22 protein-coding genes and 1 tRNA gene are annotated in these 24,874 nt (G+C 64.2%); 6 read left to right on the top strand and 17 right to left on the bottom strand.

The window, feature by feature from the left end; genetic code table 11:
* Positions 1-112: 112 nt before the first annotated feature.
* Positions 113-1,273 (top strand): ABC transporter substrate-binding protein, encoded by a 1,161-nt coding sequence (locus C7440_RS16000; RefSeq protein ID WP_017524568.1) that lies wholly within the window; start codon positions 113-115, stop codon positions 1,271-1,273.
* The gene (locus tag C7440_RS16005; RefSeq protein ID WP_116519225.1) at positions 1,273-2,670 is read left to right on the top strand and encodes an amidase; all 1,398 of its coding nucleotides are present in this window, start codon (positions 1,273-1,275) and stop codon (positions 2,668-2,670) included. The genes C7440_RS16000 and C7440_RS16005 overlap by 1 nt, the downstream gene beginning before the upstream one ends.
* Before the next feature lie 12 nt (positions 2,671-2,682).
* Here the strand turns inward: C7440_RS16005 and C7440_RS16010 are convergent, their stop codons facing one another.
* The 12 genes from C7440_RS16010 to rrtA form a co-directional block, all read right to left on the bottom strand.
* Positions 2,683-3,510, bottom strand: a complete 828-nt coding sequence (locus tag C7440_RS16010; RefSeq protein ID WP_116519226.1) for an ABC transporter ATP-binding protein — start codon at positions 3,508-3,510, stop codon at positions 2,683-2,685.
* Entirely contained in the window at positions 3,507-4,427 is a 921-nt protein-coding gene (locus C7440_RS16015; RefSeq protein ID WP_017524565.1) for an ABC transporter ATP-binding protein, read from the bottom strand. Before C7440_RS16015 ends, C7440_RS16010 begins: the two co-directional genes overlap by 4 nt.
* 7 nt (positions 4,428-4,434) lie before the next feature.
* Positions 4,435-5,310, bottom strand: coding sequence for an ABC transporter permease (locus C7440_RS16020; protein WP_017524564.1), 876 nt, complete (start codon positions 5,308-5,310; stop codon positions 4,435-4,437).
* Positions 5,303-6,307, bottom strand: coding sequence for an ABC transporter permease (locus C7440_RS16025; RefSeq protein ID WP_116519227.1), 1,005 nt, complete (start codon positions 6,305-6,307; stop codon positions 5,303-5,305). Before C7440_RS16025 ends, C7440_RS16020 begins: the two co-directional genes overlap by 8 nt.
* 81 nt (positions 6,308-6,388) lie before the next feature.
* Positions 6,389-7,915: an ABC transporter substrate-binding protein gene (locus tag C7440_RS16030; protein WP_017524562.1), complete on the bottom strand. Its 1,527-nt coding sequence runs from the start codon at positions 7,913-7,915 to the stop codon at positions 6,389-6,391.
* 130 nt (positions 7,916-8,045) lie between these two features.
* Positions 8,046-9,596 (bottom strand): serine hydrolase, encoded by a 1,551-nt coding sequence (locus C7440_RS16035; RefSeq protein ID WP_051019275.1) that lies wholly within the window; start codon positions 9,594-9,596, stop codon positions 8,046-8,048.
* Positions 9,597-9,656: 60 nt separating this feature from the next.
* Positions 9,657-10,712 carry a tellurite resistance/C4-dicarboxylate transporter family protein gene (locus C7440_RS16040; protein WP_116519228.1) on the bottom strand — a complete coding sequence of 352 codons (1,056 nt, stop codon included), beginning with the start codon at positions 10,710-10,712 and terminating at the stop codon, positions 9,657-9,659.
* 77 nt (positions 10,713-10,789) lie between these two features.
* Entirely contained in the window at positions 10,790-12,781 is a 1,992-nt protein-coding gene (locus C7440_RS16045) for a clostripain-related cysteine peptidase (protein ID WP_165832622.1), read from the bottom strand.
* A gap of 215 nt (positions 12,782-12,996) precedes the next feature.
* Positions 12,997-13,899 carry a patatin-like phospholipase RssA gene (gene rssA, locus C7440_RS16050; RefSeq protein ID WP_116519230.1) on the bottom strand — a complete coding sequence of 301 codons (903 nt, stop codon included), beginning with the start codon at positions 13,897-13,899 and terminating at the stop codon, positions 12,997-12,999.
* 9 nt (positions 13,900-13,908) lie between these two features.
* Entirely contained in the window at positions 13,909-14,934 is a 1,026-nt protein-coding gene (locus C7440_RS16055) for a patatin-like phospholipase family protein (protein ID WP_116519231.1), read from the bottom strand.
* 45 nt (positions 14,935-14,979) lie between these two features.
* Complete coding sequence (locus C7440_RS16060; RefSeq protein WP_116519232.1) at positions 14,980-16,824, bottom strand: hypothetical protein; 1,845 nt, start codon at positions 16,822-16,824, stop codon at positions 14,980-14,982.
* Entirely contained in the window at positions 16,821-17,399 is a 579-nt protein-coding gene (gene rrtA, locus C7440_RS16065) for a rhombosortase (protein WP_243410950.1), read from the bottom strand. Before rrtA ends, C7440_RS16060 begins: the two co-directional genes overlap by 4 nt.
* 89 nt (positions 17,400-17,488) lie before the next feature.
* On the opposite strand from rrtA, the gene C7440_RS16070 reads away from it, so the two are divergent.
* Entirely contained in the window at positions 17,489-17,839 is a 351-nt protein-coding gene (locus tag C7440_RS16070) for a two pore domain potassium channel family protein (RefSeq protein ID WP_116519234.1), read from the top strand.
* Between the two features lie 60 nt (positions 17,840-17,899).
* Here C7440_RS16070 and C7440_RS16075 read toward each other — a convergent pair.
* Positions 17,900-17,975 (bottom strand) — tRNA-Ala (locus tag C7440_RS16075).
* Positions 17,976-18,064: 89 nt separating this feature from the next.
* Between C7440_RS16075 and C7440_RS16080 the strand changes: the two genes are divergently transcribed.
* Both C7440_RS16080 and argG read left to right on the top strand, forming a co-directional pair.
* Positions 18,065-18,904 (top strand): nucleotidyltransferase family protein, encoded by an 840-nt coding sequence (locus C7440_RS16080; RefSeq protein ID WP_083851229.1) that lies wholly within the window; start codon positions 18,065-18,067, stop codon positions 18,902-18,904.
* 32 nt (positions 18,905-18,936) lie between these two features.
* Positions 18,937-20,271 carry an argininosuccinate synthase gene (gene argG / locus C7440_RS16085; RefSeq protein WP_116519235.1) on the top strand — a complete coding sequence of 445 codons (1,335 nt, stop codon included), beginning with the start codon at positions 18,937-18,939 and terminating at the stop codon, positions 20,269-20,271.
* A 194-nt stretch (positions 20,272-20,465) separates the two neighbouring features.
* Here argG and argF read toward each other — a convergent pair whose 3' ends face one another.
* Positions 20,466-21,401, bottom strand: a complete 936-nt coding sequence (argF, locus tag C7440_RS16090) for an ornithine carbamoyltransferase (protein ID WP_017523692.1) — start codon at positions 21,399-21,401, stop codon at positions 20,466-20,468.
* A gap of 116 nt (positions 21,402-21,517) precedes the next feature.
* On the opposite strand from argF, the gene C7440_RS16095 reads away from it, so the two are divergent.
* Entirely contained in the window at positions 21,518-21,844 is a 327-nt protein-coding gene (locus C7440_RS16095; RefSeq protein ID WP_116519236.1) for a DUF3579 domain-containing protein, read from the top strand.
* Here the strand turns inward: C7440_RS16095 and C7440_RS16100 are convergent.
* The 3 genes from C7440_RS16100 to murJ all read right to left on the bottom strand — a co-directional run bounded on the left by C7440_RS16100 (position 21,841) and on the right by murJ (position 24,873).
* A complete protein-coding gene (locus C7440_RS16100) occupies positions 21,841-22,830 on the bottom strand; it encodes a 2-hydroxyacid dehydrogenase (protein WP_116519237.1) in 990 nt (329 codons plus the stop codon). The genes C7440_RS16095 and C7440_RS16100 overlap by 4 nt on opposite strands.
* A 159-nt stretch (positions 22,831-22,989) precedes the next feature.
* Positions 22,990-23,253, bottom strand: a complete 264-nt coding sequence (gene rpsT / locus C7440_RS16105) for a 30S ribosomal protein S20 (RefSeq protein ID WP_017523689.1) — start codon at positions 23,251-23,253, stop codon at positions 22,990-22,992.
* Between the two features lie 63 nt (positions 23,254-23,316).
* On the bottom strand, positions 23,317-24,873 hold the full coding sequence (gene murJ, locus C7440_RS16110) for a murein biosynthesis integral membrane protein MurJ (protein ID WP_116519238.1): 1,557 nt from the start codon (positions 24,871-24,873) through the stop codon (positions 23,317-23,319).
* Position 24,874 lies beyond the last annotated feature (1 nt).

Below are 24,874 nucleotides of genomic sequence, written 5' to 3' on the forward strand. Positions count from 1 at the left end.
TGTCTTGAGCGTGATGCTGGAATAAATTTTCCATAGCTAGGGAGAAACGCTTATTGTGGGTCGCATTTCTCGTTGCATACAATTGCCGGACCTCAACACAGGAAGTACATTCATGTCATTGCTCAAACATTGCAAGTTGGCCCTTATTGCCGGCGCCCTGGCGGCAGCCTCGGGCGTTCACGCCGAAGAAGTCGTCAAGGTAGGCTTGATCACCGCGCTTACGGGCCCCTTCGCAGAATTTGGCCAGCAGATGCAGGCGGGCGTCAAAGCCTACCAGGCCATGCACGGCGACACGGTCGCCGGAAAGCGGGTCGAGGTCATCTTCAAGGACACGGGCGGCGCCAACCCCGAGGTGGCCAAGCGCCATGCCCAGGAACTGGTGGTGCGTGAAAAGGCCGACTTCCTGGCGGGATTCGTGTTTACCCCCAGCGCATTGGCCGCGGCGCCCGTCGCCACCCAGGCCAAGGTGCCCATGGTGGTCATGAACGCGGCCGGCGAGAACCTGCCTTCGCGCTCGCCCTATATGGTGCGCACTTCGTTTGAGGTCACCACCACCGTGCCGCCCATCGCCAAGTGGGCCTATCGCGAAGGGGCGCGCACCGCCTATGTCATCGCGGCCGACTACGCGCCGGGCCTGGACGCCGAAAAAGCCTTCATCAAGGCGTTCGAAGCCGAGGGCGGCAAGATCGTGGGCACGGTCCGCACCCCCATCGTCACGGTCGATTTCTCGCCCTACATCATGCGCGTCAAAGACGCCAAGCCCGACGTGGTGTTCGCCTTCGTCAACGGCGGCGACGTGGCGCCCGCCCTTCTCAAAGAGTTCCGCGCCCGCAAGCTCGAGGCCGACGGCATCAAGCTGATCGGCACCGGCGACATCGTCGACGAGCCCATTGTCGACGTCATCGGCGAAAATGGCGTGGGCGTGGTCACCGTCTATCCTTATTCCATGCATCACGATTCCGATCTCAACCGCCAGTTCGTCGAGCAGTTCCAAAAGCTGCGCGGCAAGAACGCGCGTCCGGCCATCATGGCCACGGCCGCCTACGACGGCATGGCCGCCATCTACGAGGCACTCAAGAAAACCCAGGGCGATACCGACGGCGCCAAGCTCATCGAGGCCTTCAAGGGGCTCGAGCTTGAAAGCCCGCGCGGCCACATGCGCATCGATCCCGAAACGCGCGACGTGGTGCAGAACCAGTACATCCGCCGTTTCGAAAAAGTCGACGGCGCATACGCCAACGTAGAGTTCGAGACCTTCGAGGCCGGCAAGTAATGGGCGGGGTCGATCCCGTGGCGGCTCGCAGCGAATTGCTCGGCCTGGGCTGCGCCCAGCTGGCGCGGGCATTTCGCGACGAGGTCTGCACGCCCGTAGACGTGCTTCAGGCCCTCAGGTCGGCCATCGAAGAGGGCGATTCAACCATTAACGCATTCTGCCATCTCGATTGGGAACATGCGTTCGAGGCCGCGCGCGAGTCCGCCCTGCGCTATCAGGCGGGCACGCCGCTGGGTCCGCTCGATGGCGTGCCGGTGTCGGTCAAAGACCTTTCCGATGTACGCGGCTGGCCCACGCGCCGGGGCTCCCTCGTGTTGGCCGATGCCGGGCCCGCTGCCGACGATGCGCCGGGCGTGGCGCCCCTGCGGCGGGGCGGGGCCGTGCTGTTCGGCAAAACCACCACCACCGAGTTCGGCTGGACCATACGTTCCGATAACCCCCTGCACGGCCTTACGCGCAACCCGCTTGATCCGGCGCGCTCGGCGGGCGGCTCCAGCAGCGGCGCCGCCGCGCACGTGGCGGCGGGCTGGGGCCCGCTGGCTCTGGGCAGCGACGCGGGCGGTTCAGTGCGCCTTCCCGCCTCTTACTGCGGGCTGGTGGGCTTCAAGCCTACGTTCGGTGCCATACCCATGGTGCCGTCCAGCGCTTTCGCCGATTTTGCCCATCTGGGGCCGCTGGCCCGTTCGGTCGAAGACTGCCGCATTGCCATGGAAGTACTGGCGCATGCCGATCCGGTCGACCTGGCGTCCACCTTTCCGCGCAGGCAGGGTGAATCGAATCGCCCCTTGCGGTTCGGATGGTCGTTGCTGCTGGGTTCCAGTATTGAACCCAGCAAAGAAGTCGCCGCCGCCTTCCATTCCAGCCTCGATCTGCTGCGCGCCGCCGGCCACGAAGTCCATGAAGTCGATGCGCGTTCGCAAGATTGCGCCGACGCCATGTGGCAGATATGGCGCTCGCGCATGGTCGAGTCTTTTATGGACTGGCCGGAATCACAGCGGCTCAAGCTGGGCCTGGGCCTGCAGCAGCTGTATGGCGAGGGCAAGGCCATGAGCATCGCCGACCTGTCCGCGGCGCGCAACCGCCTGCGCACGATGCAGGTCGACCTGGGCCGCGTGTTCAACGACGTCGACATCCTGCTTACGCCCATGGCTCCGGGCCCCGCGCCCATCGCGCTCGAGCCCGGGCAGGCCAACCAGGCCCCGGCCCAGAACTGGTTCCAGCAAAGCGGTGGTTATACCTACCCCTTCAACATCACGGGCCAGCCGGCGCTTAGCCTGCCGATGGGCCGCTGTTCGCAGGGCCTGCCTCTGGGGTTGCAGATTGTCGGGCACAAGTTTCACGATGCCCGGGTTCTTGAAACAGGGGCCAGGCTCGAGGCCTTGCTGCGGTCGGCGTAGCGCTTTACAGCGTTATGCCGGGGCCACGGCGGCCCGGTCGAACCACGAGTCGTCGACCTCGGGCAGGGGAATGGCGTCGATAAGCTGCCGGGTTACCGCGCTTTGCGGCGAGTCGAACACCTGATCGCATGGCCCGGCTTCGACAATGGAGCCGCGGTCGAGCACGATGACCGCATCGCACAGGCTGCGTATCACAGACAAGTCGTGGCTGATGAAGGCGATGGTCAGGTTCATGTCGGCGGCCAGCTCTTTCAGCAGGGCCAGCACCCGGGCCTGCGACGACACGTCCAGCCCCGAGACGACCTCGTCGGCCAGGATGAAGGCGGGCTCCAGCGCGACGGCCCGGGCAATGCCAACGCGCTGGCGCTGGCCGCCAGACAGCTCGTGCGGATAGCGCCTGGCGAAATCGCCCGGCAGCCCGACACGTTCAAGCGCTTCGTGGGCGCGGCGCCGGGCATTGCCGACGCCATAGCGCTCCAGCGGCGTAGCCACGATATGGCCGACGGTATGGCGCAGGTTCAGCGACGACAGAGGGTCCTGGAAGATCATCTGCAGGTCGCGGCGCAGCGGTTTGAGCGCCGGTTCGTCCAGCCTGCCGATGTCCTGTCCCTTGAACACCACGCGCCCCGACGTGGGGGTCAGCAGCCGAACCAGCACGCGCCCCAGCGTGGTCTTGCCCGAACCGCTTTCACCCACGATGCCCGTGATGGCGCCTTGGGCAAGATCGAAGGAGACGTGCTTGAGGATCTCGATGCGGCGCGCGCGCCCCAGCAGGGGCTTGCGCGACATGTCGGGCAGGGTCAGGCCCAGGTCGGAAATCTGGAAAAGCGGCGCGCTCATGCGGCTGTCCTTGTGGCGCCGGCGGTATTGGCATCGCCCCGAGCCACTTCTTGCCGGAGCCGGGCCACGAGCTCGTCGGGAACCGGACGCAGGGGCTCGTGCGGATGTGTGTAGCGCGGTGTGGCGGCGATGAGCGCGCGCGTGTAGGGATGGCCGGGCTGGGCCAGCAACTGCGCCGTGGGGGCGTCTTCCATCACCTTGCCGTCGAACAGTACCGTGACGGTCTGGCTGACCTTGGCCACTACGCCCATGTCGTGGGTAACGAACAGCACCGCCGTGCCGGTCTCGGCCTGCAGTTCACGTATGAGCTGCAGGATCTGCTTCTGCACCGTGACGTCGAGGGCGGTGGTGGGTTCGTCGGCGACGATCAGGCTGGGGCGCGGCGCGAACGCGGCGGCGATCAGCACGCGCTGGCGCATGCCGCCCGACAGTTCGTGGGGATAGGCGGCCATTACCCGGGCGGGGTCGCGTATGTACACCCGATCAAGCAGTTCCAGCGCCCGGGCGTGCGCATCGCGAGAACTCCATCCCAGGCGGCGTACCAGGCGGTCGGTGATCTGCCCGCCGATGCGCCGCGAAGGGTTCAGGGCGGTAAGAGGGTCTTGGGGAATGAGCGAGGCCACGCTCGCCACGGTCTGGCGGCGGGCAGCAGGGCTGAGTGCTTCCAGCGATGCGCCCTGTAGCCTGATGCTGCCCGAGGCCTGCTCTATGCCGCGCGGCAGCACGCCCAGCACCGCCTTGCCTATCATGCTTTTTCCGGCGCCGCTTTCACCGACCAGTGCGCGCACTTCGCCGGGCTGCACCGTAAGCGAGACGGCCCGCAGCAGGGCGGGGCCGCCGCGCACCGCGACGTTCAGTCCTTCCACCTGCAGGGTGGGGGCGGAAGCGTCGACAGGGGGATTGTGGTGTCGGCTCATGGCTGCCTCATCGCATAAGCGGGTCGAACCGCGCCTTCAGGCCCTCGCCCAGCTGGCTGAATGCGAGGACCGTAAGAAACAGCACCACCAGCGGAGCGGCCAGGACCCACCAGCTGAAGTGGATGGAAGCGCGGCCCTCGGCGATCATGCCGCCCCAGGTGGGCATGTCGGAAGAAATCGACAGGTTCACGAAGCTGAGTATGGCTTCGACGATGACGGCCACGCCCATTTCAAGAGCCAGCAGGGCCACGATGGTGGGCAGCACGTTGGGCAGCACTTCGCCCGCCAGGATGGCCAGGCGCGAAGCGCCGCCGATGCGGGCCGAATGCACGTAGTCCATGCGCGACTGCACCAGGGTTTCGGCGCGCACCACGCGCGCGAAGCGCGTCCAGTCGATGATGGCGATGGCAAGAATGACGGAAGTAAGGCCTGTACCCAGCACGGCCACCAGCAGTATGGAAAACAGCACCGGCGGAAAAGCCATCCAGACGTCGACCAGGCGCGAGACGATGCGGTCGACCCAGCCTCCGAAGTAGCCGGCCAGCAGGCCCAGCACCGAGCCGGCCAGGCAGGCGGCGCTGGCCGCGATCAGCGCGACGGTGAGGGCGATGCGCGCGCCGAAGATCAGGCGCGAGAGCACATCGCGGCCCAGGCTGTCGGTGCCCAGCAGAAAGCCCGGCTCGGCGCCGCTCAGGCCCATGGGCGGCAGGCGCTCGAGCATGAGGTCTTGCGCCAGCGGGTCGTGCGGTGCGATAAGAGGGGCGAACACGGCCGCCACGACCAACAGCAGCAGCCATGCGGCGGACAGCCACAGGCGCAGGTTGCGCCGCCGGGCGCGGGCGCGCGGTTGGGTGTGCGAGCCGGAGACGGTGGCTTCAGCCATGGCGCAGCCTCGGATTCAGGAAGGTGTAGGCCAGGTCGACCGCCAGGTTGATCAATATGAACAGGCCCGCGAAGGTGAGCACGATGCCCTGGATGAGGGGCAGGTCGCGGTTGATGACGGCGTCGATGGCCATGTTGCCCAGGCCTTCGTAGGCGAAAAGCCGTTCGACGATGACGGTGCCGCCGATGAGGAAGGTGAACTGCACCCCGATGAGGGTGAGCGTGGGCAGGGCGGCGTTGCGCAGGGCCTCGCGCAGGATGACCTGGGTTTCGGTAAAGCCGCGCACCCGGGCCAGCACCGCATAGTCGAGCTCGAGCACCTCTTTGAGCCCTTGCTTGAGCAACTGCGAGATGATGGCCGCCAGCGGAAGCGCCAGCGCCAGGGCCGGCATGATCATGTGGGCCAGCAGGTCGGCCACCAGGTCCCAGCGCAGGCGCAGCAGGCCCTCGATCAGGTAGAACTGGGTGACGAAGGGCAGGTCGAGGTGCGGCGAGACGCGTCCTGAAATATGCAGCACCGGCCACATTACGCCGAACACCAGAATAAGCAGCAGGCCCCACAGGAAGTCGGGTATTGAAAGCGTGATGCCATTGAAAAGGTCGACGCCGGCCTCCTGGCCGCGGCCGCGTTCGCGCGCACCCAGGACGGCGGTGGCGCCACCCAGCGCGACAGCGATAAGCAGCGCCAGCAGCGAGAGCTCGAGGGTGGCGGGCAGGCGGTCAAGCACCAGTTCGGAAACGGGCTGGCGCAGCGTGATGGAGGTACCGAAGTCGCCCTGCAGCGCATTGCCGGCCCAGATGACGAACTGCTGGAACAGGGATTTGTCCAGCCCGTACATGGCCGTAAGCTGCGCGATGTCGTCTTGGGTGGCGCCCGGCGGCAGCATCATGGCGATGGGATTGCCCGGCGCCACGCGTATCAGCACGAACACGACGATGGCCACGCCGATCAGCGTCAGCACCATCGAGGCAAGCCTGGCAAGAATGGGTTTCAGCATTGATGCTACGTTGTGTTGCGGCGGGGCGGCCCTGTGCCGGCCGCCCCGGAAGTGGGCGAAGGGAAGGAGGCGCTGGGTAGCTTAGGCCGGTTTCATCATGGCGGGAGTGACGTCGCCCGTGGCCGCCGGGGGTACGATGACCTTGTCGGAATGGATGACGGGCATGACATATTGCAGCAGCGGAATGACGTAGCCCTGCTCCATAATGTAGGCGTCGACATCGCGCCAGCCCTTGATGCGCTTGGCCTCGTCGGTTTCGCCCCACAGGGGCATGATTTTCTCGTCGAGGTCGTCGGTGTCCCAGACCGAGTGCGGCGAGGGGCCGAACATGGCATGGCCGGTAGAGGTGGTGGGATCGCCGATGGCATTGCCCCAGTTGTAGAAGGCGGCGGGCGCAAGCTGGTCGGCCGCGCGCAGTTCGAAGTGCTTGGCGATTTCGTAGATTTCGATGTCGGCCTGGATGCCCACCTTGCGCCACATGCCCACGATGGCCTGGATCATTTCGTAGTCTTTGGGCTTGTAGCCGCGCGTGGTCTGGATCTTGAAGCGCACCGGCTTGTCGGTGGAATAGCCCGAGGCGGCAAGCAGCTGCTTGGCTTTTTCAGGGTCGTACTCGAACTTGAGGCTGGGGTCGAAGGCGTCGTATTCGGGCGCTTCGAGCGTGGACAGCGCCACGCCGTAGCCGCGCAGCAGGCGGTCGATGATAAGTTGCTTGTCGATGGCGTGATGGGCCGCCAGGCGCACGTTCTTGTCTTCCATCGGGCCGATGTCGTTCAGGAAGATCATGCCGACGTCGGCCACGGGGAAGGCCTCGCCCTTGAGGCCCGGCTTGGCCTTCAGGCGGTCGTATTCTTCGTAGGGAATTTCAAGCGTAACGTGCGAGTTGCCCGATTCGACCTCGGCCACGCGGCTGGCGGCGTCGGGCACGAACTTGATGGTGACCACGTCGTAGGCGGGCTTGCCGCGCCAGTAGTCTTTGTTGGCCACCAGGCGCACGTAGGCGCCGCGTTCATAGTGGTCGATTTTATAGGGGCCGGTGCCGATGGGCGCTTTTTCGAAGCCCTCGGGGCCCACTTTTTCGAAATAGGCCTTGGGAAGCACGTAGCCGGTAAGAAAGGCCATCCATTTGAAGACGGTGGGCTCGTATTCGAGCACGTCGCCGGTAATGGTATTGCCGTCGATCTTGTAGTTGCCGAACTTGCCCCACACGAACTGGCCCGGGTTGCCCGATTTGGGATCGGCCGCGCGCTCGAGCGAAAAGACCACGTCTTCGGGGCCGAAGCTGGAGCCGTCATGCCACTTGACGCCTTCGCGCACTGTCATGTGGATGTGCTTTTTGTCGTCGCTGAAGCCCCATTTGGTAAGCAGGCCGGGCGTGAAGCTGAGGTCGGGCTCTTGCTGGATGTAGCGGTCGAACACCGTAAGGTAGATGGGCTGGAGCTTGGGATTGACCCCCGAGGCACCGGTGGTGGGATCCCAGTTGGGCACACCGGTGTTGTACGCGATGATGAGGTTGTCGATGGATTGCGCAAAGGCCGGCGCGCCAAGCATGGAGAGCGCTGCCAGGCTGATGCCGGTTTGAATGAACTCGCGTCGGGTCTGGGCCATGATTCTTGTCTCTTTGATGTTGTAAGGTTTTTTGCGGGTGCGCTTACGCCATGCACCGAACCCCATCTTAAGAATAAAAGCTTGAAGCTTAAAGTGGTGTTAACCCGGTAAGCAAAAGCCCGGCTGCGGGCTAGCGCCGCGACAGCGTGCCCAGGCCGGTTTCTTCGTACAGCTCTATCGCCAGGCTGTCCGCCACGCCGCCCGGGCCGATGGCAAAGTCGACGGCAGAGCGCGAGCCGGCGGGCGCGATTTCACCGTCGGGCTCGAACACGAACACATTGCCGTCCCAATGTTGCAGAGAGAGCACTTTGGGAACCGGGCCCAGCAACAGGACGAGCTCGTCGCCGCGCTGCTCGACCCTGGCATCGCCGTAATAGTCGTTGCCATAGGCACCGGCATAGGCATGGGCGGGCAGGGCCGGCGCCGGGCTGTCGGGAAATGCCTGGCCGGCCAGCCGTCCGAAGGGCTTGGTCATGTCGGTAAATGAGGGTTCCACCAAGGCATACCAGTCGCGGCTTACATGGCCCAGTTGAACCAGATCGAGATATGAAAGGCAAAGCGCCTCGGCCGCGCCCACGGGGAGGGCGTTGGTCAGGACCACGATGCCGGTGTCGGCGGCGGGCAGCAGATAGAAGCTGGTGCCCGCGCCCATCAGGAAGGCGCCTGAATGGCTTTGCTGGACATGGCCGGCCTGCGAGGTGGAGACATTGAAGCCGTATCCATAGTAGCCGGCCGCCCGGCCTTCGGAAGCCGGCGAGGTCATGACCTGCGGACTGATGGCGGGCAACAGGGCGTCGGCCGGAATCAGCTGCCGGCCTTCGTACTTGCCTTCGTGCAGGACCAGGTTCATCCAGCGGGCCAGGTCGAGCACGTTCGAGCTGACGCCCCCCGCCGGCGTCTGCGCGTCGGGCTGGCGTATCGGCCCGGGCTCGAAACCGCCGTCGCTGGCACGGATGTGCGGATAGGCGCGATTGCCGCGGGCGATGAAGTCGGCATAGCGCGAACTGGTCGCGGCCATGCCCAAGGGAGCATAGATGGTTTCCCGGGACAGGTCTTCCCAATCGACGCCCGCGGCCGTGGCCACGGCCTGGGCCGCGGTGGTAATGCCGAAGTTGGTGTAGGCATAGCGGCTGCGCAAGGGTGCCGACGGCAGGAAGCGCAGGCGCTCCATGACTTCTTGGCGTGTATAGCCCAGCTCTTCGAGGTCGTCGCCCGCATGTTCGGGCAGGCCCGACTGATGAGAATAGAAGTCGCCCACGGTAAGTTGGGCGATGGTCTTGGGGTCGTTCAGCGAAAACCAGGGCAGGTCGCGCACGATGGGGGTGTCCCACGAGACCCGTTCCTTGCCCACCTGGGTGGCGACCACGGTGGCGCCGATCGACTTGGACACCGAGGCGAGTTGGAACACGGTCTCGGGGTCGATGGGCGTGGACTCGCCTACCTTGCGTACGCCAAAGCCCTTGGCGTACACGGTTTTGCCTTGGTGCACGACAGCGACCGCCAAGCCGGGAATGCCCGAGCGCTCCATGATCTGGGCGGCCAGGTCGTCGAGTTGCGCCACGGCAGCCGGGACACGCTCGGGCGGAATTTCGGCGTGCGACGAAGAGCCGCCGCCGCAAGATGCCAATGCCGCCAAAGTTGCGGCGCAAAGCAGGGCTCGACAAAACCTGGGCGTGTGCATGGTGTCTCCATTGTTGTTGCGGCATTTTACCGTTTGTTGGAGACTATTTTTTTGGTTTTTTTAGACTGTCGGCTTCTTTCGCAGGCGCCGGCCCATATCGTGCGTCAGCCCCACAAAGGCCACCAGCCAGGCGGCCATGGCCGCATACAGAAAGCAGATGGGCAGCAGGGCAAGAAAATCGAGCTCCAGCACCCGGATCAGGCTGTGCGTGCTGGCGGCATACATGCCGAAAGGAAACACTACCCCCCAATAGAGCGGGTCGTAGCGAATGGGAAAGCGCATGATTACGTGGCGCCAGAAACCCAGCACCAGCAGCAATGGAATCCACCACGTGCCGGCGGCCCAGAAGAACAGGGTCAGTCCCTTGATGAAGGGCAGAATGGGCGCCAGAAGCGGAGACGTCGGCGCGATGGCGATCAACTGGGTGCCGGCCAGGGTGGAAATGGCCATGGCCCCCATGTTGATCCAGTATGACGGAGACAGGTCGGCGGGTGAAAAGCGCAGGAACAGGTAGCGGAAAAAAATCAGCGCCATGATCAATACATAAAGCATGCCGCCGCACAGCCACATCGACAGGGCGATGAAATCCAGGGGCGCAGCGTCGATGGGCCCGCCATGGCCGGCCAGCGCGCCGCCCAGCACGGCGATCGATTGCGTGGCCACCACCGCCAGCAGCCAGCTTCCGCTCAGGCCGCTGTCCAGCCCGGGCTTGTCGGCACGTATGGTCAGGGCGGCGAAAATTGCATAAATAAGCACAGCCCACAGGGTGGCGGCCAGGCCCCATAGAATCCAGCCCGCCTGGTAGTTTCCGTACAGCATCACGAATTGTTCGCCCACGATGCCGCTGCCGGCCACCATGGTGAAATAGCCCGGCGCGCGCATGTGGTCGGCCATGTCGCGCAGGAAGTGCCCGGAATGCTTCGCCAGGCGCAGCAGGGTCAGCGCCCACAGCACGGCAAAAAAAAGAATGTTCAGCTTGAACAGGAAGTGCGCCACCCGGGGCAGGGAGAGCATGGCGGCGGCAAGGGATACGATGCCTGTCGCCATGACCAGGCCGAAAGAGGCCGGTGACATGGAAGCAAGGCCCCGGTCGGGGGCCTGTTGCGGTGTATTCATTGTGCTCGGCTGCCAGGCCGCCGGGCGAGCGGGCCGTTGGGCGGCGATCGGACCGGCAGCCTGGCAGTTTGAAGTTTCTACATCGTCATTTTGCCTTGATAATCGACGATGCCAAAACTGAAGCCGCAATCGCTGCCGCACAGTTCGTGCGAAGTCGCGGGCTGCAGCTGCCACCATTGGTCTTGCGGCGTATCGTCGTCGCCGGCGTCGAAGCCGATGATGGTTCGGCTGAGATCGGGCAGCCATTCACCGTCGGTCAGGACGAGGGGATGGAACTTCTGTCCCTGCTTCAGAACGCTGGGGTCGGCCCGGCTGGCAAGGGGGCTGGAGCCGTTGCCAGCCAGGAAGCCCACGACGCGATAGGTCTTGGCGGCGGTGGCGTCGTCTTCGTTGTATTCCACCAGCAGCACGCCCGACTCGCCGTTGATGCGGCCGCCGGGTTCGTTGTCCTCGTCTTCATCGACTGCAAAGACGGGAACGGTGTACATGGCATAGCCGGCGGCCATGCGGGGCGTGTCGTCGGGCAGGACGCTGACCAGGACAGAGTCGCCCACGGCGCTGGGCAGGCGGAACCAGCCGTCGTAGGGACGCGCGGCGAGGTACGCTTTGTCGTCTTGCCCGACGCCGGCGGGCACCGACCCGTCCAGGGGCTTGACGGCAAGGTGCTGGGGAATGTTCGGGTTCTCGTTGTTCCACAGATTGGCGTATTCGAGCGCCGCGAAGCCAGGATTGTTCAGCTGGGCGTAGGCCGTATCGCCCGTTTTTTCAAGCGTACCCAGCGAAGGCTTCGGCAGGTCGGGGCTGGCGGCCAGTTCGATATAGCGCCTGACCAGGTCTTTCAGGCCTTGCGGAATGTCCAGCGCCGAATGAAGCCGGAGATGGGCGGCGCCGTACTCGGGCTGCGCGCTGACCAGCGGCATGTACAGTGTCTGGCCGCTTGCGGCATGGAGTTCCTTGCCATGCCTGTTGTAGACAATGGCTTCGTTCATTGCGTTTTGAACGGCCTCGACCTGTTCCGGCGTATAGTCGAACATGCCCACCGGAGCCTTGGTGACAAAGTCGGTCAGGTCCACCAGGTCGAACATATTGCCAAACATCCACGAGGTCTGGAAGTCGTGCGTGACGCGGCGTACATAAGCCAGGTCGGCCCAGGCGCTGTACTGCTGCGCGGCGGTGCCGGTGTTGAGCTTTTCGACGATGGCGCGCGCGATCACGTCCACGCTTTCAATGAGTGCGGCCGATTTGCTCAGGTCGGTGACGGACAGCGTGGCGAAGTTCGACTGCAAACTGGCGGTCTTGGCCATGTAGGCATCGGCAATGACCTTGCCGGCGCTGACCGCGGTGCTGCCGCTGTCGCCGACCACGTGGTTCAGGTAAGAGGTCCAGTCCCAGCCCGGGCCCGGCTCGATTTCTTGCGAGGCCACCAGATAATGCGCATAGGGGCTAAGCATGTAGGCCACTTCGGCGCTGGCCATCAGGCAGGCGTCGAAGCCGACCAGATCGAATGTGGCGCCGGTGGATTGCTTGGCGCCTTCAAGGGCCTGGACGATCTGGGGCATGGACATGGTGCCCGTGCCGGGAAAGTTTCTATCGCCGCCGAAGCCCCCCAGGGGGCCGCCGCCATGGTTCCAGAATACGAGGTGGTAGGACTTGGCCGGATAGGCTTCGACCCCCCATTCGATGAATTTTTGCAGGTTGTCCGGATCGGTCATGCGCTGCACGCCCTCGTCGGCGATCACCTCCATGCTGCCCTTGAGAACCTTCTGGCGTTTTACCGTGCGCCACCCGTCTTTGTCGGCGCCGCCGGTTTCCACGATGATGTTGACGTCCTGGCTGGACCCGACCTTCATCATTTCCTCGAGGTTGCCCGTGGCCATGTCGGCTTCGTCCTCCAGGTCGGACCCCACCACGTATACCAGCACGGTGGCCCGCGCCTGGTCGTCCGATTTGGACGAGTCGCCGCTGCCGCCACAGGCGGTCAACAGCAGCATCAGGGCCAGCAGGGGCAGCAGCAGCCAGCGAGACCACGGGCTGGGCGGATGGATATGGACGGTTGATTTGTAATGCATGGCTTCTCCTGTGTGTTCAGGCGCGTTGGGCGCGAGGGCGCCTATAGCCTGCCTGCCGGCGTTAAGCGGCAAGTACTTTGTCATATATTGACACGCATTGCAAAATTTACTTTGTAACAAGCCGGCCGGGCTTACCGGCGGAACAAATTGCCCAAGCACGGGCGCGACGCCTGCAGCACAGCCGGGGCCGGTGAATGATCGGACTTATGGAGATTTCAAGGGCGGCCAAGCAGGTCGTTGATTTCCGGCAGCATCGAACGCGCCGCGCGTTCACCTTCCTCGATGGCTTGCGCCGCACGGTGATAGTCCATCAATGCGAACTTGGCCAGGCGCGGCCGTATCAGCACGTCGGCCGGTTCGCCGGCCAGCCGGCTGCGGGTGATGCGCACCTGCATGATGTTCAGGCTGATGCTCAGCACATCGAAAATGGACGGCATTTCCGTCGAGCTGGAAGGCCCGCTTTTCAGCTGGCCCAGGCCCAGCGGCAGCTTTTCCCAGACTGCCGAGAACCGGCTTGGCGGCGGCTCGGCGGGCGCCTCTTCGGCCTCGAAGCGCCTGCCGATCAGGTCGGAGTTCAGGTCGACCGCAATGACGACGTCCGCGCCCATGGCCCGGCACAGCGACACCGGAACGGGATTGACCAGCGCTCCGTCGACCAGCAGGCGCCCGTCGAGCTGGGCGGGGGTGAAAAGCCCGGGCAGGGCGGCGGATGCGCGCACGGCTGCCACCATGGAGCCTTCACGCAGCCATACTTCCCGGCCTGTCACGAGTTCCGTCGCAATGGCGCCGAACGGCTTGGGCAGGGTGGCGATGTCCTGGTCGTTGAAATGCGTGCGGATGAAGGAAAAGAGCTTTTCCCCCGCGATCAGGCCGCCGTTGACGGTGAAGTCGAGCAGGCCGACCACGCTTTGCCATGTCAGGCTTCGAACCCAGGCCTCCATGGGTTCCAGTTGCCCACCCGCATAGGCCGCGCCCACCAGCGATCCGATAGAAGTGCCGCAGACAATGTCTGGGGAGATGCCGGCCTCTTCCAGCACGCGAATGACGCCGATGTGCGACCAGCCGCGCGCTGATCCGCTGCCCAGGGCCAGTCCGATTGTTGGGGGTAGGCGTGGCATGGTCTTCTCCTACAGGAATGTTTCCCTGATGTTCAGGGTGGATTTCTTGCCCAGGTCCTTGAAGTGTTCGGCCAGCCAGCTTTCGGCGCGCTGCCGGCCTATTTCCTTCAGGTGGTCGATGAAATCGCGCTCGGCGTTGAGCTTGCTGGTGGCCCCGAGCACTTTCAGGCTGTCGGGGTCTCCGATCATGTGCATGCGCATGTTCTTATAGCGCGACGCATAGGGTTCCTTCAAGGCGCCTTCGTCGAGCAGGCGCTTGACGAAGGCGATGGCGCGCATCTCGTGCATCAGCGACGAGTTGAAGGCGATCTCGTCCAGGCGGTTGCTGATGTCGGGGACGTTGCGGGGCACTTCGTCACGCTCCAGCGGGGTGATCTGCACCAGCACGACGTCTGCCGCTTCGGCTTTGTAGATAAGCGGCCAGATCGAGGGGTTGCCCATGTAGCCGCCGTCCCAATAGGCGTCCCCGTCGATCTCGATCGCCTGGTACAGGTGTGGAAGGCATGCCGATGCCAGCAGGGCGTCTATGGACAGGTCGCTCTTGTCGAAAATGCGTGCCCGTCCGCTGCGTACGTTGGTTGCGGCGATAAACAACCGCATGTCCTTGCAACTGCGCACCGCGTCGATGTCCAGCTGCTGCTGCAGCACGTCGCGCAGCGGATGGATGTTCAGAGGGTTGCTTTGGTAGGGGGACACGAACTGGCTGAACAGGTTTGCCCATTGATAGCTGGGAGAGCTGTCGAAGTTCCAGTTTCCCATCAGATGGTCGGCCCATGTCCGGCGTATGGGGCTGAAGCCGGCGTATCCGCTGACCGTCAGCCAGAAGTCGTCAAGCGCCGCACGGGCGCCCGCCGCGCCATCACGGACGTAGCCGTTGACGAGCACTGCGGCGTTCAGGGCCCCCGCGCTGGTGCCGCTGATCGCGTCGATGACGATGCGCTCGTCTTCCAGCAATCGGTCGAGCACGCCCCAGGTAAAGGCGCCGTGCGAGCCTCCGCCTTGCAGCGCCAGGCTGATGGATCGGGTGTTTGCCATGAGTCAGTCCTATGTATCCGGCCAACCCGATTTTGACACGAGTTTTCAGCCCGCCGCGGAGCGGGGCGCCATGAAGCGCCTCGATCGCCATATCAAGCCCAAGCCAAGCAGCCAGAGAACCCCCGCCGCGCCTCCTCCGGAGCTCTCCGGTGGGGCGGGCGGCGGTGGCACGAACAATGCGGCGTACCAGGCAATGCCCAGGTTGTCGGCTCCTTGCGATCTCTTGTCGTAATGGCTGTCGGACGTGAATATATGGCGCCCGGTGTTCTTGTCGTAAAAGCGGTACACGGGGTCGAGCCCGGGCCACGCCCTGTCGAAGGCGCCAAACGCGCGGCCTTCCAAGCTCCAGTCGGGATCTTGGTCCAGCACGGCCTGTTCCGCGGGATCAAGCGTGTACAGGCGGTCGCCGCTGGCCGAAGTGTAGGCAAGCACCGGGCTGACGCCGGCCCGGTCGGTTTCATTGGCGAAGGCGACCTGTTCGAGTTCGTGGCTTTGCCCGCCCACCAGTTGATTGGCCCATTGCGAGTCGCTGGTCAGGATGTCGGGTTGGTCCTTCGCACGCAGGCGAAATACCACCGGCAGGTCACTGTCCAGGTCGTAGCCGGCGAGCGACTGGCTGGCGTGGCTGACCGTGCGCGGCTGATCAAGGCTATGGGCGATGGGAAACACCTGGGGCCGGGCGGGCATGGTGTATGTGGTGTCCGGCTGAGGCGTGCGCCCGGGGCCGCCGGGGTTGTAGATGTCGCTGTAGCCGGCCACGCCTGAAGTGGGTATTTCAACCGACTGCAGCAGGCGCACAGCGGCCGCATCGCCCTTGATCACAATGTCGAAATAATTGTCGTGGTCTTCGGAGTAATAGGCTCGGTCGGGCACGCCTTCCGTCGGTGCTCCCACCTCGGCCAGACCGACGATCTCGATTTTCCCGGCGCCCAGATCATAGATTTTGCCCGCCTTGTCCAGGACGATGGGATTTCCGCCGGAATCGAGTGCGTGCAGCCGGAAGAAGGTCTCGAAGTCTGTCGGCAGAAAACCGCTTACGCCGTCGGGCGAGAACCCGCCCGAGGTGAACAGGCGCAGCCGGTACTGGGCGTTGCCGCCGTACAGCGAATAGGCGTCGTTTGGGAACGCATTGCTGAGCGCGGGCGGCGGAAAGTCTCCGGCGGGTGAAAAACGGCTTAGCTTGGCGCCCACCAGAGCCGGTCCTGCCACGTAGGGGTTGCTGCTGGGCGCCGACAGCCCTGTCAAGGACACCGGCCCCTCCGGGCCGACCGCCATCAAGGGCGAGTTTCCTTCGACGAAAGAGACCACCATCGGATAAACCGCGCCCACAGCGTCGGGGGACAGGCGATTGCCGAACTTGCCGAATACCACGATGACGTGGCGCTCATTGTGGTCATAGTTGGGGTTGAGCGCGGCTGCCTGCGGCGTAACGATTTCGCCCGTGTTCAGCGTTATGGCGATGTTGTCGGGAGAGACGGAGCCGGGCAGCAGGGGCCAACTGACTTCGATGGGCATGGCGTCGGCGAACTGCGGAGTGGCGCCAAAGCCCGCCACTGCCGAGCCAAGTACACCGGCGGCGCTGGTCAGATTGCGCAGCGGCGGTATTGGATCCAGCTGCGCCCAATCAAGATTCACCCCGGCTCCGGCTGCAATGGCGCGGGGCAGGTCGTCGGCGCCAAGCAGGTCGGGAACCCCGATAATGTTCTCGAAGCCGTAGTTGGCCGCGAGTATTTCGGGCTTGTCGGTCCAGAGGTCGGCGTTGATCAGCACGGGGCGCTGCAACTGGATGTAGGCGGGCGTTTGTTTTGCCGGATCGGCTATCGCGTGGGCGCTGCACAGCGGCAAAGCCAGCAGGGCGGCGACAAACGTTTTGGATAAGACAGGCTTCATTGGTGTTTTTCCTGTTGGGACAGCGTCGTGACGAGGGCGCCGGCAAAGCCTAGCCCGAACCCGTAGACGTGCGCAATGCTGATAATGCGTCCGCCTATCATGGTTTGTTCCGCCGTCGAGGGGCCGACGCCCCATTGCCAGAGCATCCAGCCGGCAGTGGCCAGCAAGGCCAGGGCCGCCAGCCGGTCGCCGCGCCAGGCCTGGGGCAAGAGCCCCAACACGAACAACCCGTACAGCACGCCGGAAAGGCCCACATAGGCCGATACCTCGGGCGAGCACCACCACAATAGCGCCCCCACACCCAAGGCCAGGCCCGCCGTCTTCAGCCAGACATGGCGATTGAAGAGTTGCGGCGCCAGGGCGCAGCACAGCAGCACGCCCAGCGCGTTGAGTGCGGCATGTGCCCAGCCAAGATGTACGAAGTGCGCGCAGAACAGTCGCCACCACTCGCCGTGCTCTATCGCCTGGCGGCTGAAACGCAAGGCGTCGCGCGCAGCGCCGCCGCCCGCCTGCAGCAGAAGCAGCGCGGCAGCCAGCGTCAGGGCGCGAGTCCAATGGTGGGCAAGTGTATGCATGTAAGGGGGCATATGGATGGATTCGCAAATGTATCTTATGATCGGCGGGCATGTCGACCACGAAAACAACGCGCCGCGCCTAGAGCATCATGTACGAATCAAAGAACCAGCCCTTGCTGCCTCGCATGCGGTTTCTGCGCCGCACCGCCGTGCATGTGCTGTACGCACTGGCGATCATGGCGGCCACCGTCGTGATCGGCGTAGCCGCCCATGTCTCGCTCGAACCCGTGCATTGGCACGAAGCGCTGCTCAACACCGCCCTTATCGTTGGGGGCATAGGCCCATACATCGTGCCTGAAACCGCTGCAGGCAAGTTGTTCTTTGCCCTGTACAGCATGTTCGTAGGCCTGGTGTTCGTGGGAACAATGGGCATCATTCTTGCGCCGCTTGTTCATCGCATCGTGCATCGATTCCATCTGGATGAGGAGGACGGCGATTAAGGCGCAAGGGTTCAACACGCAAAAAGGCCCATCGTTGCCGATGGGCCCTTGCCTTGAATCTGGTGGAGACGAGGAGGATCGAACTCCCGACCTTCGCATTGCGAACGCGACGCTCTCCCAGCTGAGCTACGTCCCCGAAAGCTGGCTATTTTAGCAAAACATCGGCCGCTGTGTGGGCGCCGCGGGCAGAAATATCCGTTGAGGCTTTGCGGGTATGCTTGTCCTATGCCGAACGACTTTGATCCAGAGCCGATGAACCCCAGCGCCGACCCCCCCGCAATGCATTCCGGGCGTGCTTCCAGCCTGCATGACGAGGCGGACGCCTCGGATTCCTCCAGCCTGCGAAACCCGCCTGTTGCCGTGGCCGTCCTCGCGGCGGGCCTCAGCCGCCGCATGGGCGCGCTCAACAAGCTCGTGCAGGAGGTCGATGGCCAGCCCATGGTGCGTCAGGTGGCCATGCAGGCGCTGTCTTCAGGCTGCGACAGGGTGTTCGTGGTGCTGGGCCACGAGGCCGAGGCGGTGTGCGCGGCGCTGTCGGGCCTGGACGTCGAGTTCATCCACAACCCCGATTACCGCGAGGGGCTGGCCGCCTCGGTGCGCGCCGCCGCGCGGGCGGCCCGGCCGGGCGAGGCGCTGATGATCTGCCTGGGCGACATGCCGCAAGTAGGCGCGGCGGTCGTCGACCGGCTCATCGAAGCCTATCGCGCCGATGCCGGTGGCAATGTCCATGGCAACGCCGGCGCCGATCCGAGCGATGCGGATCCCGGCACGCATCCGCCGCCTGGCACAGGGAGCCGAACGACGTCCCGCAGGGTGGGGTTGCCCCCCGCGGCGGCCTACCAGCCCGAATTCGAAGGCCGGCGCGGCAACCCGGTGCTTTGGGCGCCCCAGGCCCTTGCTTCGCTCATGACTCTGCGGGGCGACGAGGGCGCCCGTGCGCTGCTCAAACGCCTGGGTGGGCAGGTGGTGGCCGTACCGGTGCGGGGCGACGGCATCTTCATGGACATCGATACGCCGCAAGCCTTGCAGGCTGCGCGCGAACAAGAGAAGTTTCCGCGTACGTAGTAGAATTTCGTATTCAGATTTTGGCGCACGCAATGACTACCATACTTGAGAACGTTCCGGTCGGCCAGAAGGTCGGCATCGCATTTTCGGGCGGCCTGGATACCAGTGCCGCTTTGCTTTGGATGCGCAACAAGGGCTCGGTTCCCTATGCTTACACGGCCAACCTGGGCCAGCCCGACGAACCCGACTACGATGCCATTCCGCGCAAGGCGCTTCAGTACGGCGCCGAAAACGCCCGCCTCATCGACTGCCGCCAGCAATTGGTGGCCGAAGGCATCGCCGCCTTGCAGTGCGGCGCTTTCCATGTTTCCACCGCCGGCGTCACCTATTTCAACACCACGCCCATCGGGCGCGCGGTAACGGGCACCATGCTGGTGGCCGCCATGAAAGAAGACGACGTCCATATCTGGGGTGACGGCAGCACCTACAAGGGCAACGACATCGAGCGCTTCTATCGCTATGGCCTGCTTACCAACCCGGGCCTGCAGATCTACAAGCCCTGGCTCGACCAGACCTTCATCGACGAGCTGGGCGGCCGCGCCGAAATGTCCGAATACATGCGCGAGCACGGTTTCGACTACAAGATGTCGGCCGAAAAAGCCTACTCCACCGACTCCAACATGCTGGGCGCCACCCACGAGGCCAAAGATCTCGAGCACCTGAATTCCGGCATCCGCATCGTGCAGCCCATCATGGGCGTGGCCTTCTGGCGCGACGACGTGCAGGTCAAGGCCGAGGAAGTCACGGTGCGCTTCGAGGAAGGGCGCCCTGTTGCACTGAACGGCCAGGAATACAGCGACAGCGTCGAGCTCATGCTCGAGGCCAACCGCATCGGCGGGCGCCACGGCTTGGGCATGAGCGACCAGATCGAGAACCGCATCATCGAGGCCAAGAGCCGCGGCATCTACGAGGCTCCGGGCCTGGCCCTGCTGTACATCGCCTACGAGCGCCTGGTCACGGGCATACACAACGAAGACACCATCGAGCAATACCGCGTAAACGGCCTCAAGCTGGGCCGCCTGCTGTACCAGGGCCGCTGGTTCGATCCGCAGGCCATCATGCTGCGCGAATCCGCCCAGCGCTGGGTGGCGCGCGCCGTCACCGGCGAAGTCACGCTCGAACTGCGTCGCGGCAACGACTATTCCCTGCTCAATACCGAGTCGCCCAACCTTACCTACCATCCCGAGCGTCTTACCATGGAAAAGGGCGATTCCGTGTTCTCGCCGCGCGACCGCATCGGCCAGCTCACCATGCGCAACCTCGACATCACCGACACGCGCGACAAGCTCTTCACCTACACCCAGGCCGGCCTGCTGTCGGGCAAGGGTTCGGCGCTGCCGCAGCTGAAGGACGACAGCGAGAAATAGGCCTTTCAGAGTCAGGCCCGCCCAGCCGAGCGGGGCCGATGCACGAAAGGGCATCAAGGTAAAAAAATAGCCGCTACGAAGCGGCTATTTTTTCAGGGGTAATTGCGATAGCAAGGCGGCATCATGGCGGAGCCTGTGCAGGCGATACTCAGTCGCCATGCCTGGAAAGCCCTGGGGGGGGCGGTACGAGAAGCCTACAAATGCCCCAGCAGCAGGAACTCCATCAGCGCCTTCTGCACGTGCATGCGGTTCTCGGCTTCGTCCCAGACGACGCTTTGCGGGCCGTCGATGACGTCGGCGCTGACCTCTTCGCCGCGGTGGGCGGGCAGGCAGTGCATGAAGAGGGCGGCGGGGTCGGCCGCAGCCATCATCTCGGCGTCGACGCACCAGTTGGCAAAGGCCTTGCGGCGCGCCTCGTTTTCATCTTCGTAGCCCATGCTGGTCCAGACGTCGGTGGTGACCAGGTGGGCGCCACGGCAGGCCTCTATGGGGTCGTCGAACTGGCGCAGCACTTGCGCGGACGGCTGGCCGATGCGGGCGGCCTCGAGCTGGTAGCCCTTGGGGGCCGAGACGTGCAGCGTAAAGCCCAGTATCTCGGCGGCCTGCAGCCACGTATAAGCCATGTTGTTGGCATCGCCTATCCAGGCGACCGTCTTGCCCTGGATGGGGCCCTGGTGCTCGATGAAGGTGAAGATGTCGGCCAGGATCTGGCAGGGATGGAATTCGTTGGTAAGCCCGTTGATGACCGGCACGCGCGAGTGGGCGGCAAAGCGTTCGATGCGTGTCTGCTCGAAGGTGCGGATCATCACCAGGTCGACCATGCGCGAGATGACGCGCGCGGTGTCTTCGATGGGTTCAGAGCGGCCCAGCTGCGAATCGCCGGTGGTAAGGTGGATGACCGAGCCGCCCATCTGGTACATGCCGGCCTCGAACGAAACCCGGGTGCGCGTGCTGGCTTTTTCAAAGACCATGGCCAGGTTGCGGTCGTGCAGGGGGCGATGCGGTTCGTAGCGCTTGAACTTGTCCTTGATGAGCTTTGCCCGGTCGAACAGGTACAGGATTTCTTCTTTGGTAAAGTCGCGAAACTGAAGAAAATGCCGCAGGGGGCCTGTTTGCTGTTGCTGGGACATATTAAGCCTTGGGTCAAAGACGACTATTGTAGCTATCATATACAATCTTCGCGCAGCGCCGAAATTTCATGGTCGGCGCGGCGCAAGGATGTTCTCTTTAGTTTTGCAGGTTCGAGATGCCGGAAGATCAACAGCAGGGCGTGGTCAAGCAATTCATCATTCATGGCGTTACCCGCTCGGGACAACGCTTTCGGCCCAGCGACTGGGCCGAGCGCCTGGCAGGGGTCATGTCCCCGTTTCGTCCGGGGGGCTCGGGCGGCGGCCCGCTCAGCTACTCTCCCTATGTCGTGCCCACGGTCGTCGAGGGGTTGCGCTGCGTCGTCGTAGACCATCGCTTGCGCCAGCTCGAACCCCTGGCCTGGAACTTTGTCGAAGAGTTCGCCCGCGACAACGACTTGCGAACATCAGAAAGGGAAATCCCAACACGAATGCGCCCGGGCTAACCGGGCTTTTTTATTGCCGCGGCTTGCGGCACAGGGGTCAGCACCTTGCCGCTGCGCGCATACGATTCCGCGTTCTCGACCACCAGGTTGACCATGGCTTGCCGCGTCTCGAGGGTGGCGCTGGCAATGTGGGGCATCAGCACCACGTTGTCCAGGGCCTTCAAGGCTTCGGGCACGTGGGGTTCGGACTCGAATACGTCAAGCCCTGCGGCGGCGATGGTGCCGTGGGCAAGCGCTTCGATCAGGGCTTTTTCGTCTACGACCGAGCCGCGCGCCACGTTGATCAGCACGCCTTCGGGGCCCAGGGATTCGAGCACGCGTTGGTTGATCAGGTGCCGGGTTTCAGGGCCGCCCACGGTGGCCACCACGAGGATGTCGCACCAGTCGGCCAGAGCGAGCAGATCGCTTTCGTAGGTCCAGGCCACGTCGTTTCGGGGCCGGCGGTTGTGGTAGCGCAGGTCCATCTCGAAACCTGAGGCGCGCTGGGCTACGGCCAAGCCCACGCGGCCAAGCCCCACAATGCCCAGACGCTTGCCCGTGACCCGCCTGCCCAGGGGCAGGGTGGCCAACTGGCTTTCCCATTTGCCTTCGCGCACAAAACGCTCGGCGTGGCCCATGCCGCGCAGGGTGGAAAGAATCAGGCCCCAGGTAAGGTCGGCAACGCAATCGTTGAGGACGTCGGGCGTGTTGCTGACCTGGATGCCGTGCGCATGCGCATGCCCGATGTCTATGCTGTCGTAGCCCACGCCAAGGCTGCAGATGGCCTTGAGATTGGGAAGCTGGTCGATCAGCGCGGCCCGGGCGGCATGGAAGGCGCTGGTAAGCAAGACTTCGACCTCTTCGCCGTGGTCGCGCATCAGTTGGTTCGGGTCGTCGGCTTCCCACAGTTTGAGGCAGTGGTAGCGCTTTTCCAGGCGTTGCTGGGCATCGGGCAGGACTTTGGGCAGGGCAAGAAGCTGCAGCAGTGTGGGCTTGGTATCGGGCATGGGCGGTTGGCTGACGAGTGCAGGGACTGGGGGCTATTGCTTCGTCGAAAACTATAACCCGAAAGCACAGGGCCGGCCGGCGCAAAAAAAACAGGACGCCGATGCGTCCTGTTCTATGGGGGCTGGCCCCGAGCCGATTAAACCGAAAGCTGCGTGGCTTTAGGCCAGTGCCTTGACGGCGGCAGCCAAGCGGCTTTTGTGGCGGGCAGCCTTGTTTTTGTGGATGATTTTCTTGTCGGCCACGCGGTCGATGACGCTGGTGGCTTTTTGCAGGACTTCGGTAGCCACGGCTTTGTCGCCGGCTTCGATGGCCTGGCGCACGCGCTTGATCGATGTGCGAAGCATCGAGCGCATGCTGGAATTATGCTTGTTGCGCGCAACCGATTGGCGGGCGCGCTTGCGTGCTTGGGCGGTATTAGCCATAGGTGTTTTGTGGGTCTGTGTTAGCTGCTGCTAGGTTTAATCGGCAAAGACAGCTAGTCTACCTTATAAACCCCTTTTTGTAAAGTGCCTGGGCCTGAACCCGCAAACGAACAACACGCCGAAATACACCGCGGCAGCCGCCACGAGCACGCCGGCCAGCATCAGCGCGCGCTCGCCCCCGTGTACCGAAGGTCCGACCCAGTCGATGCGGCTGTTGGCCAGCCACAGCAGGCCGCTCAGGGCGGCCATGGCGGGCGCGCAGCGCGCCCCGAAGGCGGTCCAGCCCCGCGAGGGGCGATAGACACCGCGCCGGCGCAGCAGCACCAGCAGCATCAGGGCGTTGAAAGTGGCGCCCAGCCCGATGGAAAGCGCCAGGCCCGCATGCTGGAACAGCGGCACGAAGATGAGGTTCATCGCCTGGGTCAGTACCAGCACGACGATGGCGATGCGCACCGGCGTGCGGATGTCCTGCTTGGCATAGAAGCCCGGCGCCAGGATTTTGATCGCCAGCAGGCCCAGCAGGCCGACGGCGTAGGCCATGACCGCCAGCCGTGTCTGCTGCACGTCCGCGGCGCCGAAGGCCCCGTAATTGAACAGCGTGGCGACCAGGCCTTCGGAAAGCAGGGCCATGCCCAGGGCCGCCGGCAGCCCCAGCAGGACGACCAGACGCAGGCCCCAGTCGAGCAGGGCGTTGTAGCCTTCATGGTCGTCACGCGCGTGCGCGGCCGACAGGCTGGGCAGCAGGACGGTGCCCAGGGCGATGCCCAGCAGGGCGGTGGGAAACTCCATCAGCCGGTCGGCGAACGACAGCCAGGTGACGCTGCCCGAAGCCAGCCAGGTGGCGATATTGGTGTTGATGAGCAGCGAGATCTGCGCCACCGAGACGCCCAGGGTGGCCGGCACCATCAGGCGCGCGATGCGGCGCACGGTGGAGTCGCGCCAGGCCTGGCGCACATCGAGCGACATGCGCGGGCGCAGCCCCAGCCGCGAAAGGGCTGCCCATTGCACCGCCAGCTGGGCGATGCCCCCGAGCATCACGCCCGCCGCCAGCGCATAGATGGGCACGTCGAAATAGGGCACCAGGAACAGGCAGGCGCCTATCATGCTGAGGTTGAGCAGCACGGGCGTGAAGGCCGGTACGGCGAAACGGCTCCAGGTGTTGAGCACGCCCGAGGCGAAGGCCACCAGCGACATGCACAAAATATAAGGGAACATCAGCCGCGTCATCCATACGGCGGCGTCGAAGGCTGTTTGCCTGGATTCGGCCAGCAGCCCGCTGGCCATGGCCGTTACCACCCAGGGCGCGGCGATGATGCCGGCCGCCGTGACGCCCATCAGTATCACGGTCAGCAGCAGGGCCACGCGGTCGAGCAGCACCTTGACCGTTTCGGGCGTGCCCTGGTTGCGCGCTTCGCCCAGTATGGGTACGAAGGCTTGCGAGAAGGCGCCCTCGGCGAAGAGCCGGCGCAGCAAGTTGGGAATGCGGAATGCGACCCAGAAAGCGTCGGTCAGGGGGCCCGCCCCGAAAGAACTGGCGATGAGTATGTCGCGGAACAGGCCCGTGATGCGTGAGCACAAGGTAAGGCCGCTGACCGTGGCGGCCGACCGGAGCAGGCTCATG

The organism is Pusillimonas noertemannii, assembly GCF_003096595.1.
Classification (GTDB): Bacteria; Pseudomonadota; Gammaproteobacteria; order Burkholderiales; family Burkholderiaceae_B; genus Pusillimonas; species Pusillimonas noertemannii.

Excerpts from the sequence above, each read along its gene's own strand:
- C7440_RS16000 (WP_017524568.1), top strand. The coding sequence starts at position 113 with ATGTCATTGCTCAAACATTGCAAGTTGGCCCTTATTGCCGGCGCCCTG.
- C7440_RS16005 (WP_116519225.1), top strand. The coding sequence starts at position 1,273 with ATGGGCGGGGTCGATCCCGTGGCGGCTCGCAGCGAATTGCTCGGCCTG.
- C7440_RS16010 (WP_116519226.1), bottom strand. The coding sequence starts at position 3,510 with ATGAGCGCGCCGCTTTTCCAGATTTCCGACCTGGGCCTGACCCTGCCC.
- C7440_RS16015 (WP_017524565.1), bottom strand. The coding sequence starts at position 4,427 with ATGAGCCGACACCACAATCCCCCTGTCGACGCTTCCGCCCCCACCCTG.
- C7440_RS16020 (WP_017524564.1), bottom strand. The coding sequence starts at position 5,310 with ATGGCTGAAGCCACCGTCTCCGGCTCGCACACCCAACCGCGCGCCCGC.
- C7440_RS16025 (WP_116519227.1), bottom strand. The coding sequence starts at position 6,307 with ATGCTGAAACCCATTCTTGCCAGGCTTGCCTCGATGGTGCTGACGCTG.
- C7440_RS16030 (WP_017524562.1), bottom strand. The coding sequence starts at position 7,915 with ATGGCCCAGACCCGACGCGAGTTCATTCAAACCGGCATCAGCCTGGCA.
- C7440_RS16035 (WP_051019275.1), bottom strand. The coding sequence starts at position 9,596 with ATGCACACGCCCAGGTTTTGTCGAGCCCTGCTTTGCGCCGCAACTTTG.
- C7440_RS16040 (WP_116519228.1), bottom strand. The coding sequence starts at position 10,712 with ATGAATACACCGCAACAGGCCCCCGACCGGGGCCTTGCTTCCATGTCA.
- C7440_RS16045 (WP_165832622.1), bottom strand. The coding sequence starts at position 12,781 with ATGCATTACAAATCAACCGTCCATATCCATCCGCCCAGCCCGTGGTCT.
- rssA (WP_116519230.1), bottom strand. The coding sequence starts at position 13,899 with ATGCCACGCCTACCCCCAACAATCGGACTGGCCCTGGGCAGCGGATCA.
- C7440_RS16055 (WP_116519231.1), bottom strand. The coding sequence starts at position 14,934 with ATGGCAAACACCCGATCCATCAGCCTGGCGCTGCAAGGCGGAGGCTCG.
- C7440_RS16060 (WP_116519232.1), bottom strand. The coding sequence starts at position 16,824 with ATGAAGCCTGTCTTATCCAAAACGTTTGTCGCCGCCCTGCTGGCTTTG.
- rrtA (WP_243410950.1), bottom strand. The coding sequence starts at position 17,399 with ATGCATACACTTGCCCACCATTGGACTCGCGCCCTGACGCTGGCTGCC.
- C7440_RS16070 (WP_116519234.1), top strand. The coding sequence starts at position 17,489 with ATGTACGAATCAAAGAACCAGCCCTTGCTGCCTCGCATGCGGTTTCTG.
- C7440_RS16080 (WP_083851229.1), top strand. The coding sequence starts at position 18,065 with ATGCCGAACGACTTTGATCCAGAGCCGATGAACCCCAGCGCCGACCCC.
- argG (WP_116519235.1), top strand. The coding sequence starts at position 18,937 with ATGACTACCATACTTGAGAACGTTCCGGTCGGCCAGAAGGTCGGCATC.
- argF (WP_017523692.1), bottom strand. The coding sequence starts at position 21,401 with ATGTCCCAGCAACAGCAAACAGGCCCCCTGCGGCATTTTCTTCAGTTT.
- C7440_RS16095 (WP_116519236.1), top strand. The coding sequence starts at position 21,518 with ATGCCGGAAGATCAACAGCAGGGCGTGGTCAAGCAATTCATCATTCAT.
- C7440_RS16100 (WP_116519237.1), bottom strand. The coding sequence starts at position 22,830 with ATGCCCGATACCAAGCCCACACTGCTGCAGCTTCTTGCCCTGCCCAAA.
- rpsT (WP_017523689.1), bottom strand. The coding sequence starts at position 23,253 with ATGGCTAATACCGCCCAAGCACGCAAGCGCGCCCGCCAATCGGTTGCG.
- murJ (WP_116519238.1), bottom strand. The coding sequence starts at position 24,873 with ATGAGCCTGCTCCGGTCGGCCGCCACGGTCAGCGGCCTTACCTTGTGC.